The sequence below is a fragment of the Bradyrhizobium sp. CB2312 genome (assembly GCF_029714425.1).
Classification (GTDB): Bacteria; Pseudomonadota; Alphaproteobacteria; order Rhizobiales; family Xanthobacteraceae; genus Bradyrhizobium.
This window is the reverse complement of sequence record NZ_CP121668.1, coordinates 1,464,422-1,479,808: the sequence shown is the minus strand read 5'-3', so window position 1 is coordinate 1,479,808 and position 15,387 is coordinate 1,464,422. Positions and strand designations below refer to the sequence as shown.

Sequence of the window (15,387 nt, the reverse complement as noted above, 5' to 3'; positions counted from 1 at the left end):
TCTCCCGCAAGCGGGAGAGGTGAAGAAAAACCCGGGCCTCGCGGCCCGGGTTTCTTAAGCGTGCGATCCGCCGTTTTGATCAGGCGGCGGGCTTGTAGAACTTCGAGGCGCTCGCCTTGATCGGCTCGGCGGTCTCGTTGGCGATGCGCTGGGTCAGCTCGACCAGCTCCTTGGCCTGGGCCTGGAAGGTCTCGAGCTGGGTGCGGGCGTGGCCGGTCCACAGCGTGAACGCATCCGAGGGGGTCTTGGAGGCGAGCAGCTCCTGGGCGAAGTCCAGCGAGGCCGAGCTGTTGGCCTTCATGAACTCGACCAGCTTGGCGGTGTACTCGCTCGCGCCCTTGCTGGCGGTGGTGAACACGGCCTCGACGGTGCCGTTATGGGTCTCGGCGGCATCCTTGAACTTGGCGTAGTTCTCGCGGGCCTGCGACACGCCCTTCTCGGCGAACGCACGCATCTGCTCGGGGACCTCGAACGGAATGATCGAGGCAGAAAACGGATCAGTCGCACCTGTCATGGTCGTCCCTCACGATGATGAAAAAATGGAGTGAGCCTTCTGGCGCGCCCGCCGGGCCCCGAAGGCCTCAAATTCAGCGGGTACGAAAGACTGGAAACGCGAAACAATGGAGATGGCTCGCCCAGCGCGATCACTATTGCTGCCCATCATGTCAACATTGTGCACCGCAATGTGATCCAGGGGGGCGGTGCGATAATTTAATCTTGAAGGGTGAAGTTCCCGGGGTGGGGAACTCAGGGTTGCGGTACTAATCAACCGTCTCTCCGTTCCCTCCCCCCTTGCGGGGAGGGGCAGGGGGAGGGGTGCCACACGGGGACTCTGTCTGGAGCGCACTCTCCGGTGCATCAACACCGGCACCTTTTTCTGGGCCACCCCTCTCCCTAGCCCTCCCCCGCAAGGGGGGAGGGAACGCACCGCCGTCGGGGCGCGAGTGCCTCATCCCATCAAGCTTCAGTGCTTCGCCCGGGTCGCGTCCATGGTGGCGCGGCTGACGATCTGGCCGATTTCGCTGGCCTGCTCGGCCAGGGTCTTCATCTGGCCCTGGACGTAGTCGCCGTGCAGCCGCATCACCTCGGACAGATCCCTGGCGTGGACCAGGGACTGGGCGTAGTCGAGCGAAGCCTGCACATTGGTCTCGGCGAAGGCGACCGCGCGGGCGCCGATGTCCCGGGCGCCGGAGCGCATGCTGGCGCCGCGCTGCTCGATCGAGCCGGCGGCGGCCTCGGCATTGGCGAGCAGCTTCTCAAAAGCCTCGCGCGCCTGCTTGAAGCTCGTTTCCGCCATCGCGCGCATCTGCGGCGGAAGCTCGAAACGGTCTTGTCCCTGCTGGGTCATCCCTTCCACTCCTGTCCTGCTGCTGTCGGCCATGTCGGCCGTGCCCCGGCGCGCCCGCGCCAAGACTAGCGGCGGACGGTATTGCCGGTATGACGCGAGACGCCGGTCCCCGCCGATTCCTGCGGATGCAACCGGGCTTGCGGCTTGCGGGTACGGCCACATTAAGGTTATCGCGGCTTATGGCCGCCCCTGCGGACGGGGGGCCGTGGACCTGCCCGCGCCCGCGGGCGATACTAACCCTTTCTTAAGGCTGTCATTCCCGGCAGTCTGCCTTCTGAAGCTGATACGCAGGACTTAAAGCCGGTCGGATGACGAGTTCGGATTTCCAGTTGCGAGGCGTCAGCGATCCCCGGCTGGCCGTGCACGCGACCTCGCCACTGCCGAGCTGGCTCTGGTCGATCGACGGCGCCCGCGTGCTGTGGGCCAATCCGGTCGGCGCAAAATTCTTCGGCGCGGCCCATGCCGCGGCGCTCTCGGAAAAAACCTTCGGCCCGGCCGACAGCCATCGCCGCCAGGTCGCGCGGCTGGCGCGGCGGCTGCCGGTGGGCGGCGCGGTCAGGCTGGAACGGCTGCAAGGTTTTGGCGCCCGGCTCGGCATGCTGATGACCTGCGCCTGCGCGCGGCTCGAGTTTGCTGATGGAAGTTTTGGCGTGCTCATCACCGCGATGGATGCCGCAACGCGCAGCATGCCGCTGACCGAGCGGCTGCATCGCCTCGTCGCCGGCGCCAAGGTGCCGATGGCCGCGTTCGCGCCCGACGGGGTGTTCGCCGGCGCCAGCGAGGCCGCCCGTCTCCTGCTCGGTTGCCAGGATCTGAATGGTGCCGGGCTCGACCGGGCCCGCAGCGATGCGCTGAGATACGGCCGCGCCGAGGCGGCGATCGCTCACGGCCGGATGGTGCTGCAACGGGTCGGCACAGGCGCCGATGTCGCCCTGGTCGCGCTGATCACGCCGGCTGTGCAGCAGGCCGCGCCGGCAAGCGTGCCGGATGCGCCGATTCAGGCTGCTCAGCAAGCCGCCGAGATGCGGAGCGAAGCGCCACCATCGCAGGACGCGCCTGCCGGTATCGATCTGTTCGATGCCTTCGCAGAGCCGGTCGAGACGGTAGACGACACCATCGAGAGCACGTCCGAGCCGCTTGCGCGCGAAGCGGCAGCAGAGATCGTCCCGATCCAGGACGCCGTCAAAGCGACTGAGGAGCCCGTCCAAGAAACCGTCCAAGAAACCGTCCACGACTCGAACGACGACGACGCCCAAACTCCGGTTGAAAACCCGCCCGCAGCCATTGTGCCGCCCCAAGCCGCGCCGATCACATCCGGCATGGGTGAGTCGCCGTCAGCAGCGTCACCGCGCCAGCATCCGCTGCGCTTCCTGTGGCAGATGGATGCAGAAGGCCGCTTCGTGCTCGGCTCCGACGAGTTCATCCGTCTGATGGGCGCGCACACCGCCGCCGGCTTCGGCCGGCCCTGGCGCGAGATCGCGGAAGAGTTCTCGCTCGACCCGGAGGGGCGCGTCGCGCAGGCGCTGGCGAGCCACGACACCTGGGCCGGCATCACCGTGAGCTGGCCGGCAGATGGCGGCGAGCATATTCCGGTCGAGCTTGCGGGCCTGCCGATCTACGACCGGATGCGCAACTTTGCGGGCTTTCGGGGCTTTGGGGTCTGCCGCGATCTCGATGGCCTCAACCGGCTCGATGCGCTGCGCCGCTTCGAGCTGTTCGTCGAACCAATGGCGCAGCGCGAGGCGCCCGCCGACATCGCCGCGCCTGAGCCCGAGCCTGAAGCAGAGCCGCCGCCGATGGAGCCGCCCGCCCCCGAGCCTGAAGCTACGCCTGAACCTGTCGCCGAACTGCCCGACCCCACTCCCGACGCGAATTCACATCCAACCGATCCGGAAACGCCAGTGGAAACGCCCTCGGAAATTCCCTCGGAAACGCCCTTGGAAACTTCGCCCAATGTCGTGCCGTTCCGCCCGCCCGGTGACGCCCGATCGCCGACGCTGACGCCGGTCGAGAACAGCGCGTTCAACGAGCTCGCCCGGCAACTCTCCGAGCGGCTCGAGCGCGAGCGCGATGCGATCAGCGCGGCCGAGCCGATGGCTGCGGAGATCGCAGCGCCGACGGTTGAGCCCGAGGCGCCGCAAGCTGCGGCGCAATGGCTGACCGAGCCCGCCCCGCCCGCGCTCGGCCACAGCATGCGCGACCGCGCGCTGCTCGACCTCGTGCCGACCGGCATCCTGATCTATCGCCTCGACCGCCTGCTCTATGCCAATCCCGCCTTCCTCGCGCGCATGGGCTACACCAGCATCCACGCGCTGGAGGATGCCGGCGGGCTCGATGCGCTCTATGTCGAAATGGGCGTGTCCTCGGCGAGCAGCACCTCGCAAGCCGGCACGCCGATCACGATCAGCGCGGCGATCGCCAATGGCGAGGCGCCGCTTGCGACCACCGAAGCGCATCTGCACACCATCGACTGGGACGGCGACAGCGCGCATGCGCTGATCTGCGCGCTGCCGCAGGCTGTCGTTGCGCCGCCTGTTGCCACTGAAGCGGTCGCGGTGGTGCCGGTCGAGCCGGAGCCCGAAGCCGGCGATGCCGACGCCGAAGATCTCGCCGCGATCCTCGACACCACGGCCGAGGGCATCGTCATGTTCGATGCCGAAGGCAACATCCACGCCTGCAACCGCAGCGCCGAGGCGCTGTTCGGCTATGACGGCGCAACGCTGCTCGAGCAGAACCTCGTCAGCCTGTTCGCGCCCGAGAGCCAGCAGATCGTCGCCGACTATCTCGACAGCGTGAAGAGCCAGGACATTGCGAGCCTGCTCGACCATGGCCGCGAGGTGCTGGGGCGCGAGAAGAAGGGCGGCGTCATTCCGCTCGCCATGATCATGGGCCGCACGCGGCCTGACGGCCCGAACTTCTTCGCCGTGTTCCGCGACCTCTCGCACGCGAAGAAGGGCGAGAGCGAATTGACGCAGGCGCGCCGGCTCGTCGACGGAGCCGCCAACGCGAAAGCCGACATGCTGGCGCGGATCAGCCACGAGATCCGCACGCCGCTCAATGCCATCATCGGCTTTGCCGAGGTGATGATCTCCGAGCGCTTCGGCGCGCTCGGCAACGAGCGCTACGGCGAATACCTGAAGGACATCCGCGCCTCCGGCGAGCGCGTCATCACGATCATCGACGATCTCTCGGAGCTGTCGCGGATCGAGACCGGCAAGCTCGATCTCAATTTCGCCAATCTCAACCTCAACGACCTGGTCGAGGCCTGCGTCGTGGTGATGCAGCCGCAGGCCAACCGCGAGCGCATCATCATCCGCACCTCGCTCGGCCATGCGCTGCCGCAGGTCGCAGCCGATGCGCGCGCGATGCGGCAGATCACCATGAACCTGATCTCGAACTCGATCCGGCTCGCGAGCGCCGGCGGCCAGGTCATCGTCTCCACCGCGATGACCGACCGCCGCGAGATCGCGCTGCGCATCCGCGACACCGGCCACGGCCTCTCCGAGCGCGAGCTCGCCGCCGCGATGGAGCCGTTCCGCACCCCGCCGCCCGGGGACGCCTCGGACAATTCGGCGCTCAGCCTGTCGCTGACCAAGGCGCTGGTCGAAGCCAACCGCGCCCGCTTCAACATCAAGAGCGCAGGCAGCTCCGGCACGCTGATCGAAGTCGTGTTCGCGCCGGTGGTGGCGGGGGCGTGAGACCCTTAACCTCTCCCCGTAAGAACGGGGCGAGGGAGTGAGAGCGCGGCGCGTCTCCTACTGTTCAGCCGTCAAAACCCAAACAAAAAGGGCACGGCTTGCGCCGTGCCCTTTCGCATTCATGCAGCCTGATCTCAGCTGTAGATCTCGAATAGCCCCGCGCCGCCCTGGCCGCCGCCGATGCACATGGTGACGACGCCCCACTTGGCCTTGCGGCGGGCGCCTTCCTGCAGCAGATGGCCGGTGAGACGGGCGCCGGTCATGCCGAAGGGATGGCCGATCGCGATCGAACCGCCGTTGACGTTGTACTTGGCCGGATCGATACCGAGCTGGTCGCGGCAATAGAGGCACTGGCTGGCGAAGGCCTCGTTGAGCTCCCACAGATCGATGTCGTCGATCTTGAGGCCGGTGCGCTTCAAGAGCTTCGGGATCGCGAACACAGGGCCGATGCCCATCTCGTCGGGCTCGCAGCCAGCGGTCGCCCAGGCGACGAAGCGGCCGAGCGGCTTGAGGCCACGCTTCTCGGCGTCCTTGGCTTCCATCAGCACCACGGCGGCGGCGCCGTCCGAGAGCTGGCTGGCATTGCCAGCGGTGACGAACTTGCCGGGACCCTTCACCGGCTCGAGTTTTGCCAATCCTTCCATCGTGGTCTCAGGCCGGTTGCATTCGTCGCGATCGACGACGTAGTCGACGATGCTCTCGGCCTTGGTCTGCTTGTCGACCACCTTCATCTTGGTCTTCATCGGGACGATCTCGTCCTTGAACTTGTTTGCCTGCTGCGCCGCGGCCATGCGGCGCTGCGATTCCAGCGAGAACTCGTCCTGGTATTCGCGGCTGAGCTTGTAGCGCTCGGCGACGATGTCGGCGGTGTCGATCATCGCCATGAAGATATCGGGGGCGACCTTAAGCAGCTCAGGATCGATCGATTCCTTCGGCGTGCCGCCGCCCGGCATCGAGATGCTCTCGACGCCGCCGGCAACGATGCAGTCGGCGCCATCCGAGCGGATCGAGTTGGCGGCCATCGCGATGGTCTGCAGCCCCGAGGAGCAGAAGCGGTTCACCGACACGCCGGCGGTGGTCTTCGGCAGGCCGGCGAGCAGCGCGGCCTGGCGGCCGATGTTCGGCGCGCCATGGGCGCAATTGCCGAGATAGCAGTCCTCGACATAGTCCTTGTCGACGCCGGCGCGATCGACCGCGTGCTGGATGGCGTGGGCCGCCAGCGACATCGGCGGCGTGATGTTGAACCCGCCGCGGCCGGATTTCGCGAGGCCCGTGCGTGCATAGGAAACGATGACGGCTTCACGCATTGTTTTCTCCCTTGTCGAACGATTTGAGCAGAACGTTCTCTGAACGAATTGTCCTGACGCCATTGGTACACTGAGATTGCCGGGCGCGGGAAAAATAAAAACGCCGCCCTCGTTGGAAGGCGGCGTTGTTCCGTAGGTCGGAATATATCGGTGACTGGTGCGATAAAATCCAACTCTGTCGGCTTGCTGTGTCACCTCTCTCCATCGGGGAGAGGTCGGATTGCGCCAGCAATCCGGGTGAGGGGCCGCAGCATACGGTGAGAGCCTAACCCCTCACCCGGATCGCATCTTGCGATGCGATCCGACCTCTCCCTTCGGGAGAGGTGAAGGATCAGAACGTCAGCGCCTTGGCCTGCTTGACCTGCGGCAGGGCCTGCACCTTGGCGAGCAGGTCGGCCGGCACGGCGCCGTCGACCTCGACCAGCGCAATGGCATCGCTGCCGGGGGCGACGCGGCCGAGATGGAAGGTCGCGATGTTGATCTTGGCATCGCCGAGGAGGCTTGCGAACTTGCCGATGAAGCCCGGCTTGTCCTCGTTGGTGATGTAGATCATCGACTTGCCGAACTCGGCGTCGATACGAATGCCCTTGACGTCGACGAGGCGCGGCTTGCCGTCATGGTACACGGTGCCGGAAACCGAACGCTCCTGGCGTTCAGTCGCCACCGTGACGGTGATCAGGCTCTCATAGTCGCTCTGGGAGGCACGCACGATCTCGTCCACCACCATGCCGCGCTCCTTGGCGACGACGGGCGCGGACACCACGTTGACCTCGCCCAGCATCGGCCGCAGCAGGCCCGACAGCACCGCGGAGGTGATCGCCTTGATCTTCATCTCGGCGACATGGCCCTCATAGGTGATCTCGACCTTGCGGATGCCGGACTCAGTGAGCTGGCCGGCGAACGAGCCGAGCTTCTCGGCGAGCGCGATGAAGGGTTTCAGCTTCGGCGCCTCTTCCGCCGTGATCGAGGGGAAGTTGACCGCGTTCGAGATCGCGCCGGTGAGCAGATAGTCCGACATTTGTTCTGCGACCTGTAGCGCGACGTTCTCCTGCGCTTCCGTGGTGGAGGCGCCGAGATGCGGCGTGCAGATCACGTTGGGATGGCCGAACAGCACGTTGGAGGTCGCGGGCTCCTCGACGAAGACGTCGAAGGCAGCGCCCGCGATGTGCTTGGAGTTGAGCGCTTCGACCACGGCCTGCTCGTCGACGAGGCCGCCGCGGGCGCAGTTGATCAGGCGCACGCCCTTCTTCATCTTGGCGATCGCGGCCGCGTCGATGATGTTCTTCGTCTTCTCGGTCAGCGGCGTGTGCAGCGTGATGAAGTCGGCGCGCTTGAGGAGCTCGTCGAGATCGACCTTCTCGACGCCGATGTCCTTGGCGCGCTCCGGCGACAGGAACGGATCGAATGCGACCACCTTCATGCGCAGGCCGAGTGCGCGGTCGGCAACGATCGAGCCGATATTGCCGCAACCGACGACGCCGAGCACCTTGCCGGTGATCTCGACGCCCATGAAGCGGTTCTTCTCCCACTTGCCGGCCTGGGTCGAGGCATCGGCCTGCGGGATCTCGCGCGCCAGCGCCAGCATCAGGGTAATCGCATGCTCGGCGGTCGTGATCGAATTGCCGAACGGCGTGTTCATCACGATGATGCCCTTGGCCGTCGCGGCCGGGATCTCGACATTGTCGACACCGATGCCGGCGCGGCCGATCACCTTGAGGTTGGTCGCCTTCTCCAGGATCTTGGCGGTCGCTTTCGTCGCGGAGCGGATCGCAAGGCCGTCGTAATTGCCGATGATCTCGGCGAGCTTGTCCTTGTCCTTGCCGAGGTTGGGCTGGAAGTCGACCTCGACGCCGCGGTCCTTGAAGATCTGCACGGCGGCGGGAGACAGAGCGTCGGAAATGAGAACTTTGGGTTTGGTCATGGGGATGTGTCCTTCACCGTCCCTAAGGGAGGATCGGCCCGAGAGCCGGAAATGCGTGAGTGACTTGGAAGCTTGTTGCTCTCCCTCTCCCCGTCCTTACGGGGAGAGGGCATAGGCGGCCTTCGACCGCCGTTCCTAGAAAGGACGCCGATGTGGAGCATCGGCTATGGTGAGGGCAGCCACAGGCGAAGTGCTCGCGGAGAGAGCCCCTCACCCGGATCGCTGCGCGACCCGGCCTCTCCCCGTAAGAACGGGGAGAGGCGAAGAAAACAACTACGCGGCTTTCGCGAGCGAAGCCTTGGTCTCGGCAAAGGCCCAGTCTATCCACTGCGTCAGCAGCTCGACGTCCTTTGCTTCCACCGTGGCGCCGCACCAGATGCGCAGGCCGGCCGGCGCATCGCGGTAATAGGCGAAGTCGTAGCCGGCGCCTTCCTTCTCGACCAGCGCCACCAGCTTCTTCGAGAAGTCGGCCTGCGCGTCGTCGGAAAGCGAGGTGATCGCGGGATCGGTGAACTTCAGACACACCGAGGTGTTGGAGCGGATCGACGCGTCCTTGGCGAGGAAGTCGATCCACGGCGTCTTCGCCTTCCAGTCGGCCAGCACCTTGGTGTTGGCGTCGGCGCGGGCGATCAGCGCCTTGAGGCCACCGATCGACTTGGCCCAGTTCAGCGCATCGAGATAATCCTCGACGCAGAGCATCGACGGCGTGTTGATGGTCTCGCCGACGAAGATGCCTTCGTTGAGCTTGCCGCCCTTGGTCATGCGGAAGATTTTTGGCAGCGGCCAGGCCGGCTTGTAGGTCTCGAGCCGCTCCACAGCGCGGGGCGACAGGATCAGCATGCCGTGCGCGGCCTCGCCGCCGAGCGCCTTCTGCCAGGAGAAGGTGACGACGTCGAGCTTGGACCAGTCAAGCGCTTGCGCGAACGCGGCGGACGTCGCGTCGCAGATGGTCAGGCCTTCGCGGGTCGCGCTGATCCAGTCGGCGTTCGGCACGCGCACGCCGGAGGTGGTGCCGTTCCAGGTGAAGACGACGTCGCTCGCAGGGTCGACCTTCGAGAGGTCGGGAATCTCGCCATAAGCTGCGTTGAGCTTGGTGACGTCCTTGAGCTTCAATTCCTTGACGATGTCGCTGACCCAGCCCTCGCCGAAGGATTCCCAGGCAAGTGTGGTGACGGGCCGTGCACCGAGCAGCGACCACAGCGCCATCTCGACCGCGCCGGTATCGGACGCCGGCACGATGCCGATGCGATAATCGGCGGGCACTTCAAGCACTTCGCGCGTCAGATCGATCGCGAGCTTGAGCTTGGTCTTGCCGACCTTCGCGCGATGCGAACGGCCGAGTGCTGCGTCCTTGAGATTTTGGGCGTTCCAGCCGGGACGCTTGGCGCAGGGGCCGGAGGAGAAATGCGGCACGGTCGGCCGCGAAGCGGGCTTCGCTACAGTCATGATCTACCCTTCCAGATAGTAAGCCTCCCGTTGGGGGGAGGTGTCCCGCCGCGGCTGATACGGGAATCGGGCAGACCAGTCAAGAAAGTTCCGGCGGCTCACGGCGGAGTGATGGCGGCTCGGCTGCGATATCGGGCGATTCAACCGCCGCGAGCGCGTTCAGCAAGTCCGTGGCCTCGCTGATCAATTGCGCGGCCCGGCGGCGGCTGCTGACTTTCAAGATGCACTTGTCATTGGCCTGCACAACGTAGCCGTTGCCGACCTTGATCATGGAATAGCTTGTCATCGAAATCCCCGAACCGACCGAGCCCGGTGTCTGACGCTGCCTAGCACCGTTCGTTCCTGCGGGAACGTGAACGACGGGCGGGTAGTTTATCAGCTCTTAAGATGAATGAATGCGCGATCCGATTTGGTTGCTTGCGCAACGCCAAGGGCCAGAGCCCCATTCCGATACAATCGGAATGGGGCTCTGGATATTTGTATTGACGCGTTTTCTTTACGCGAACCGGTATCCACTTCGCTCGAAAACGCTCCTACTGCCTCAAAAGCGGACAGTCATGCCGACATGGCTCGCGGTAAATCCCAGCCGCTTGTAGAAGCGCTGCGCATCGACGCGCGTCTGATGCGTCAACAGTTCGACTAGCTTGCAGCCGCGCGCTTTCGCTTCGGCAACGGCCCATTGCACCAACTGCTCGCCGATGCCGCGGCTGCGACAATCGGCGGCAACGCGCACATCCTCGAGCAGACCGCGCACGCCGCCTTGCGAGCTGATGCCCCCGAGCACTGCGAGTTGCAGGCAGCCGACCACCCTGCCCTCGCTCTCGGCCACCACGAGCGTCAGGTTCGGATCGCGCTCGACCCGATCGAATGCCGCGTAATAGGCCGCAGGCAGCGGATCCTCGACGCGCTCGCGCCCGCGCCCGAGATGATCGTCGGCAAGCATCGCCACGATCGCTGCGACGTCCTCGCGGCGCGCGGGACGGATGGAGACGGACTTGTCGGTCATGTCGAAAAACTCCAGCCTAAAGCGCGATGAGATCGGGATGAATCGTCATCGCGCTTAGCTTGTTGTTTGCGCATGATCTCCGCGCAAACGCGTTCCGCGTTTGTCGCGAGGGAAAACCGCTGCGCACTTTGCGCTAACGCGGCCCTCCGGGTCCGGATCATGCCTTAGCGCGCCGGCGGCAGGCCGAGAAAGGCCTCGGCCTCACCAATCCAGCGGCGGATGGCCGCGTGACGACCGAGATCGAAGCCCCCTTCATGCGCAACGCGGGTATAGGCGAGCAACGAGACGTCGGCGAGCGACATTGCCTCACCGGCGAAGTAGCGGCCGCCGGAAAGATGCTGCTCCATGCGGTCGAGTGCCGCATAGCCGCGCTTGACCTTTTCAGGGTCGAGCTCGGAGGCGGCCTTGCCGAGATAGACGATGAGGAAGCGGCACACCGCGATGTAGGGCTCGTGGCTGTATTGCTCCCAGAACAGCCATTCGTCCATCTTGGCCGCCGTGAAGGCGTCGCGCGGGATCAGCGCGCTGTCGCGGGCGAGATAGCGGATGATGGCATTGGACTGCGCCAGCGTGCGGCCGTCGTCGAAGGCGACGGTCGGCACCTGGCCGGCGCCGTTCATGGCCAAGAATTGCGGCGTGCGCGTCTCACCTTTGCGGGTGTCGATCTCGATCCACTGATAGGGTAATGCGAGGTGATCGCAGACCCACTTCACCTTCAGACAATTGCCGGAATTGCTGTCGCCGTAGATCTGCATCGCTGTCACCCCATGTCGGGCAACAGAGCATCAGGCCGCAGCGAACCTGTCAACCGCGACGCGACGAAGCAGCGTTAGAACTTGTAGCCAAGCCCGACGCGCGCATTGTTCAGCGTGACGACCGTGTTCATGACAGGCGAGAATCTCACATACTCGTATTCCACGCGTGCGAACAATCCGTCCCAGATGCAATATTCGAGGCCGAGGCCGGCGGTCCAACCCACCGCGAAGGTGTTGGTCCTGTGCTGGCCCTGCGTCCCCGACTGCGTCGGAACGGGATCCCACGTCGTTCCGATGATGGTCGTAAAGCCGCCCAACCCGTTCGTGATCGTCGTGTCCGTGCGCAATCTCACGTCGCTCGTCACGGTGCGGGTGACGTCCATCCGTCCGACGGCAGCGCCAAAGAACGCGTAGGGCATGAAGGGGCCGCCATCCCAACCGACGCGACCGCGCAGCGTGACCATGTCCTTGACCTGGGCCGTGGCGGTACCGGTGAGCGACACGGCATAATTGTGGGTGATGCCGTCGGGCCGTACCTCGCCGGGCGGGTTGACGATCACGAGCGCATTGGAGCCGGTCGACCCGGTCGAGAGGTTGCCGAAATAGCTGTAGGTGCCTTCGAGACTGAGAATGGCGTCGTACCACTGCCAATTGCGGCCAATGAAGCCGCCGTAATTGACGCCCTGCGTGTTGGCCTTTTGCAGCAGCGACCACGTGGACGTCGGCCCCTGGAGCACGCTGTCGCGGAAGATGTAGTTGGTCAGGCCGACGACGCTCTGGCCGAAATCGGTCGCATCGGCCGTGTAGCCGGCGGTGCCGCCGACATAGAAGCCGTCCCAATTGTGGTTCGTCCTCGACAGACCGTCGGTGACGCTGCCGCGCAGGATCGGCAGGTCCGGCATGTCGGCCGCATGCGCGGCAGATACCGTCCCGAACATCGCCGCCGCCAACAAAAGCCCACGCATCGCAACGCTCCAAATAAACTCGAACTTTCGCCATGATCATGGCTCGTTAACCTTAACCAATGGTTGCGCCGGAGCTCTTCGCCGCCGCGAAGCCATGAAAAATACGCAAAGCAAAACGGCGCGGGATGATCCCGCGCCGTTAAGAGACTTTAACCGATGGGCTCGAAGATCAGCCCTTGGTGACCAGCGGCGGCGGCATGTAGGCCGGCGGGCTGCTGAGATCCCAGCGCACGCCGAGCTTCACGTCGTGCGAGGTGATGTCGTTGAACTTGAAGGTATTGCCGCGGGTGAAGCCCGTGAAGTCCGAAATGGCTCCGGTGGTGCCGCTCCCGAGATCGACGTAGCTGTAGGCCAATTCGAGGGTCAGGCTCGGGTTGACCTTGTAGGCCAGACCGGCATGGGCTGCCCACGCAAAGTTCCACTTCGAGCCGCTAGCTGCGGTCGCGAAGCCCGGAAACGTTCCGTTGGTGACGGTCGGACCAGGCGCCACGAAAGGCGAGACGGCACCAGTATCCGTGAAGTTCGAAATGTTGACGCGCGCCGCACCGACGCCGGCGCCGATGAACGGAGTGATGCACCACCACGTGCCGAGATCGACGTACGCGTTGGCAAGGAAGAGCAATTCCGACTTGCTGGCGTGGTAATTGTCGATCCCGGAATAACCGACACCGTAGGCAGAGGCCTGGAAGACATCCGTGCCCTTGAAGTTGGAGTTGCCGCGGTACTGAGCCGTGAAGTCCGTCCGGAACCAGCTATTGACGCGATAGCCGACGCCGAGGCCATAGATGCCCGCCGCGTCGAAGCCCGTCGTCTCGTTGAGGGAGCTGATCTGGGAATAGGCTGCAGGATCGGACTTGCGGATATTCTTCACGCTCTGATTGCTGAAGCCGATGTCGCCGCGGAGATACCAGCCACCGAAATCGGCGGGCGGAGCCGGCGGCGCGTACATGGGAGGCGGGGCAGCGATCGGCATGTCGGCGGCAAACGCCATCGACGAGATCAGGGATGCCGCACCCGCGGCAAGAAGAGACTTAACGCTACGCATTGGCTTCGTCCTTATGGCCGGTGAGGCAAAATGCAGACGCCCCACGTTCTGGAAACTCACGGGAGGACGATGGCATCAAATGCTTAAGCGCCACTTAACCCTAATTTTTAAGGTTGATTTTTTCTGAGCGCACACGCGGGATGCGGTGAGAGCGTTGCAAAAATGCGGCAGCAGGAAGTGCCTACTTCGCTGGAAGACGCTTTGTGGACGCCGCAATTGCTAACGATGTATGAAGCAGCAATACAGCGGAGCAGGTTTTGTTAACGCGCGTGCTGCGGCAGTTTGGGCAGGAACACGGCAAGCAGGCCGATCGCCGGCAGGTACGCGCAGACCTGATAGACGAACGCGATCGAGGTGTGATCGGCGAGCTTGCCGAGCACGGCGGCGCCTAAGCCCCCGATGCCGAAGGCGACGCCGAAGAACACGCCGGAGATCATGCCGAAGCGGTGCGGCACCAGCTCCTGCGCGAACACGATGATCGACGACGTCGTCGAGGAGATGATGAGGCCGATGATCACACTGAGCACCGCGCTGGTGTAGAGCCCGGCATAGGGCAGCGCCAGCGTGAACGGCAGCGCGCCGAGGATCGAGATCCAGATCACGATCTTGCGCCCGAAGCGATCACCCAAGGGACCGCCGAAGAAGGCGCCGACCGCGTTCGCGGCGAGGAAGATGAAGAGATAGATCTGGGCCGCCTGCGTCGACACGCCGAAACGGTCGATCAGGTAGAAGATGTAGTAGCTCGACAGGCTGGAGACATAGAGCTGTTTCGAGAACAGCAGCGCCACCAGCACGAGCAGCGCAACCGCGACGCGGCGCGAGCTCGGGCCGCCGGGCTGGGTATGGATCGGCGCAGCCTTCTTCGCCGCGATCTGCGGCGCATACCAGCGCCCGATGCGCCAGAGAATGAGAATCGCGAGGAACGCGATCGAGGAGAACCAGGCGATGCTGCCCTGCCCGAACGGCACCACGATCAGCGCGGCCAGCACCGGCCCCATCGAGGTGCCGAAACTGCCGCCGAGCTGAAACACCGATTGCGCAAAGCCGTAGCGGCCGCCCGAGGCGAGCCGCGCGATGCGCGCGGATTCGGGGTGAAACACCGCCGAGCCGAGACCGACCAGCGCGGCGGCGACGAGGATGACGAGATATTGGTGCGCGGCGCTGAGCAGCAACAGGCCGAAGAAGGTCGAGGCCATGCCGATCGCCAGCGAATAAGGCTGCGCCTTCTTGTCGGTGTAGTGTCCGACCACCGGCTGCAGCAGCGAGGCCGTGAACTGAAAGGCCAGCGTGATCATGCCGATCTGCGCGAAGTCGAGCGCGTAGGTGTCCTTCAGGATCGGATACACCGAGGCGATCAGCGACTGCATGGTGTCGTTGAGGAAGTGCGAGAAGCTGATGCCGGCGAGCACGATATAGGCCGGCCCCGCCGCCGACTTGGCAACGGGCGCGACGTCGCTGACGACAACGGGCTCGGTCAGCGTTTCCGCAGGTACGACGACAGGCTTGTTCAATGGAGCATCCCGGCGGGCGCGGCGAACCGCCGCAGCCGCTCATTACGATGCAACGCGCGGTAGAACCAGCGCCAATCGCAAATGGCTGGAATGCGCGGGTCTTACCCTCTCCCCTTGTGGGAGAGGGTGGCTCGCCGCGTAGCGGCGAGACGGGTGAGGGGTATCTCTCCGCGCATGGACCTCTCGATTTGAGCTGGCTGAGACAACCCCTCATCCGGCGCTTCGCGCCACCTTCTCCCACAGGGGGAGAAGGAAGAACCCCCGCCGCGTGTCCGATATCGTAGGGTGGGCAAAGGCGCATTTGCGCCGTGCCCACCATCTTTCCGATACGGTGACAGATGCGTGGGCACGCTTCGCTTTGCCCACCCTACGATATTTGTGGCGG

12 protein-coding genes are annotated in these 15,387 nt (G+C 64.7%); 1 reads left to right on the top strand and 11 read right to left on the bottom strand.

The annotated features are described in order from the left end of the window. Positions 1-79: 79 nt before the first annotated feature. Both QA642_RS07060 and QA642_RS07055 read right to left on the bottom strand, forming a co-directional pair. Positions 80-514, bottom strand: coding sequence for a phasin (locus QA642_RS07060; RefSeq protein WP_283084020.1), 435 nt, complete (start codon positions 512-514; stop codon positions 80-82). Between the two features lie 450 nt (positions 515-964). Continuing rightward, positions 965-1,348 carry a phasin family protein gene (locus QA642_RS07055; RefSeq protein ID WP_283084019.1) on the bottom strand — a complete coding sequence of 128 codons (384 nt, stop codon included), beginning with the start codon at positions 1,346-1,348 and terminating at the stop codon, positions 965-967. A 308-nt stretch (positions 1,349-1,656) separates the two neighbouring features. On the opposite strand from QA642_RS07055, the gene QA642_RS07050 reads away from it, so the two are divergent. After that, on the top strand, positions 1,657-5,046 hold the full coding sequence (locus tag QA642_RS07050) for a PAS domain S-box protein (RefSeq protein WP_283084018.1): 3,390 nt from the start codon (positions 1,657-1,659) through the stop codon (positions 5,044-5,046). A gap of 134 nt (positions 5,047-5,180) precedes the next feature. Here QA642_RS07050 and QA642_RS07045 read toward each other — a convergent pair whose 3' ends face one another. The 9 genes from QA642_RS07045 to QA642_RS07005 form a co-directional block, all read right to left on the bottom strand. Then, positions 5,181-6,353 (bottom strand): thiolase family protein, encoded by a 1,173-nt coding sequence (locus tag QA642_RS07045; RefSeq protein ID WP_130365359.1) that lies wholly within the window; start codon positions 6,351-6,353, stop codon positions 5,181-5,183. A 331-nt stretch (positions 6,354-6,684) separates the two neighbouring features. Continuing rightward, positions 6,685-8,274, bottom strand: coding sequence for a phosphoglycerate dehydrogenase (serA, locus tag QA642_RS07040; protein ID WP_283084017.1), 1,590 nt, complete (start codon positions 8,272-8,274; stop codon positions 6,685-6,687). A 273-nt stretch (positions 8,275-8,547) separates the two neighbouring features. Further along, positions 8,548-9,720, bottom strand: coding sequence for a phosphoserine transaminase (locus QA642_RS07035; protein ID WP_283084016.1), 1,173 nt, complete (start codon positions 9,718-9,720; stop codon positions 8,548-8,550). 79 nt (positions 9,721-9,799) lie between these two features. Continuing rightward, complete coding sequence (locus QA642_RS07030; protein ID WP_283084015.1) at positions 9,800-10,006, bottom strand: hypothetical protein; 207 nt, start codon at positions 10,004-10,006, stop codon at positions 9,800-9,802. A 255-nt stretch (positions 10,007-10,261) separates the two neighbouring features. Next, on the bottom strand, positions 10,262-10,726 hold the full coding sequence (locus tag QA642_RS07025; RefSeq protein WP_283084014.1) for a GNAT family N-acetyltransferase: 465 nt from the start codon (positions 10,724-10,726) through the stop codon (positions 10,262-10,264). A 164-nt stretch (positions 10,727-10,890) separates the two neighbouring features. Beyond that, positions 10,891-11,481, bottom strand: a complete 591-nt coding sequence (locus tag QA642_RS07020; RefSeq protein WP_283084013.1) for a glutathione S-transferase family protein — start codon at positions 11,479-11,481, stop codon at positions 10,891-10,893. 74 nt (positions 11,482-11,555) lie between these two features. Then, positions 11,556-12,446 carry an outer membrane beta-barrel protein gene (locus QA642_RS07015; RefSeq protein WP_283084012.1) on the bottom strand — a complete coding sequence of 297 codons (891 nt, stop codon included), beginning with the start codon at positions 12,444-12,446 and terminating at the stop codon, positions 11,556-11,558. Between the two features lie 169 nt (positions 12,447-12,615). Continuing rightward, complete coding sequence (locus QA642_RS07010) at positions 12,616-13,491, bottom strand: outer membrane beta-barrel protein (RefSeq protein ID WP_283084011.1); 876 nt, start codon at positions 13,489-13,491, stop codon at positions 12,616-12,618. 260 nt (positions 13,492-13,751) lie between these two features. Continuing rightward, the gene (locus tag QA642_RS07005; RefSeq protein WP_283084010.1) at positions 13,752-15,002 is read right to left on the bottom strand and encodes an MFS transporter; all 1,251 of its coding nucleotides are present in this window, start codon (positions 15,000-15,002) and stop codon (positions 13,752-13,754) included. Positions 15,003-15,387 lie beyond the last annotated feature (385 nt).

Coding starts and splice junctions, on each gene's coding strand:
- QA642_RS07055 (WP_283084019.1), bottom strand. CDS start 1,348: ATGACCCAGCAGGGACAAGACCGTTTCGAGCTTCCGCCGCAGATGCGC.
- QA642_RS07035 (WP_283084016.1), bottom strand. CDS start 9,720: ATGACTGTAGCGAAGCCCGCTTCGCGGCCGACCGTGCCGCATTTCTCC.
- QA642_RS07020 (WP_283084013.1), bottom strand. CDS start 11,481: ATGCAGATCTACGGCGACAGCAATTCCGGCAATTGTCTGAAGGTGAAG.
- QA642_RS07050 (WP_283084018.1), top strand. CDS start 1,657: ATGACGAGTTCGGATTTCCAGTTGCGAGGCGTCAGCGATCCCCGGCTG.
- QA642_RS07030 (WP_283084015.1), bottom strand. CDS start 10,006: ATGACAAGCTATTCCATGATCAAGGTCGGCAACGGCTACGTTGTGCAG.
- QA642_RS07015 (WP_283084012.1), bottom strand. CDS start 12,446: ATGCGTGGGCTTTTGTTGGCGGCGGCGATGTTCGGGACGGTATCTGCC.
- QA642_RS07045 (WP_130365359.1), bottom strand. CDS start 6,353: ATGCGTGAAGCCGTCATCGTTTCCTATGCACGCACGGGCCTCGCGAAA.
- serA (WP_283084017.1), bottom strand. CDS start 8,274: ATGACCAAACCCAAAGTTCTCATTTCCGACGCTCTGTCTCCCGCCGCC.
- QA642_RS07010 (WP_283084011.1), bottom strand. CDS start 13,491: ATGCGTAGCGTTAAGTCTCTTCTTGCCGCGGGTGCGGCATCCCTGATC.
- QA642_RS07060 (WP_283084020.1), bottom strand. CDS start 514: ATGACAGGTGCGACTGATCCGTTTTCTGCCTCGATCATTCCGTTCGAG.
- QA642_RS07025 (WP_283084014.1), bottom strand. CDS start 10,726: ATGACCGACAAGTCCGTCTCCATCCGTCCCGCGCGCCGCGAGGACGTC.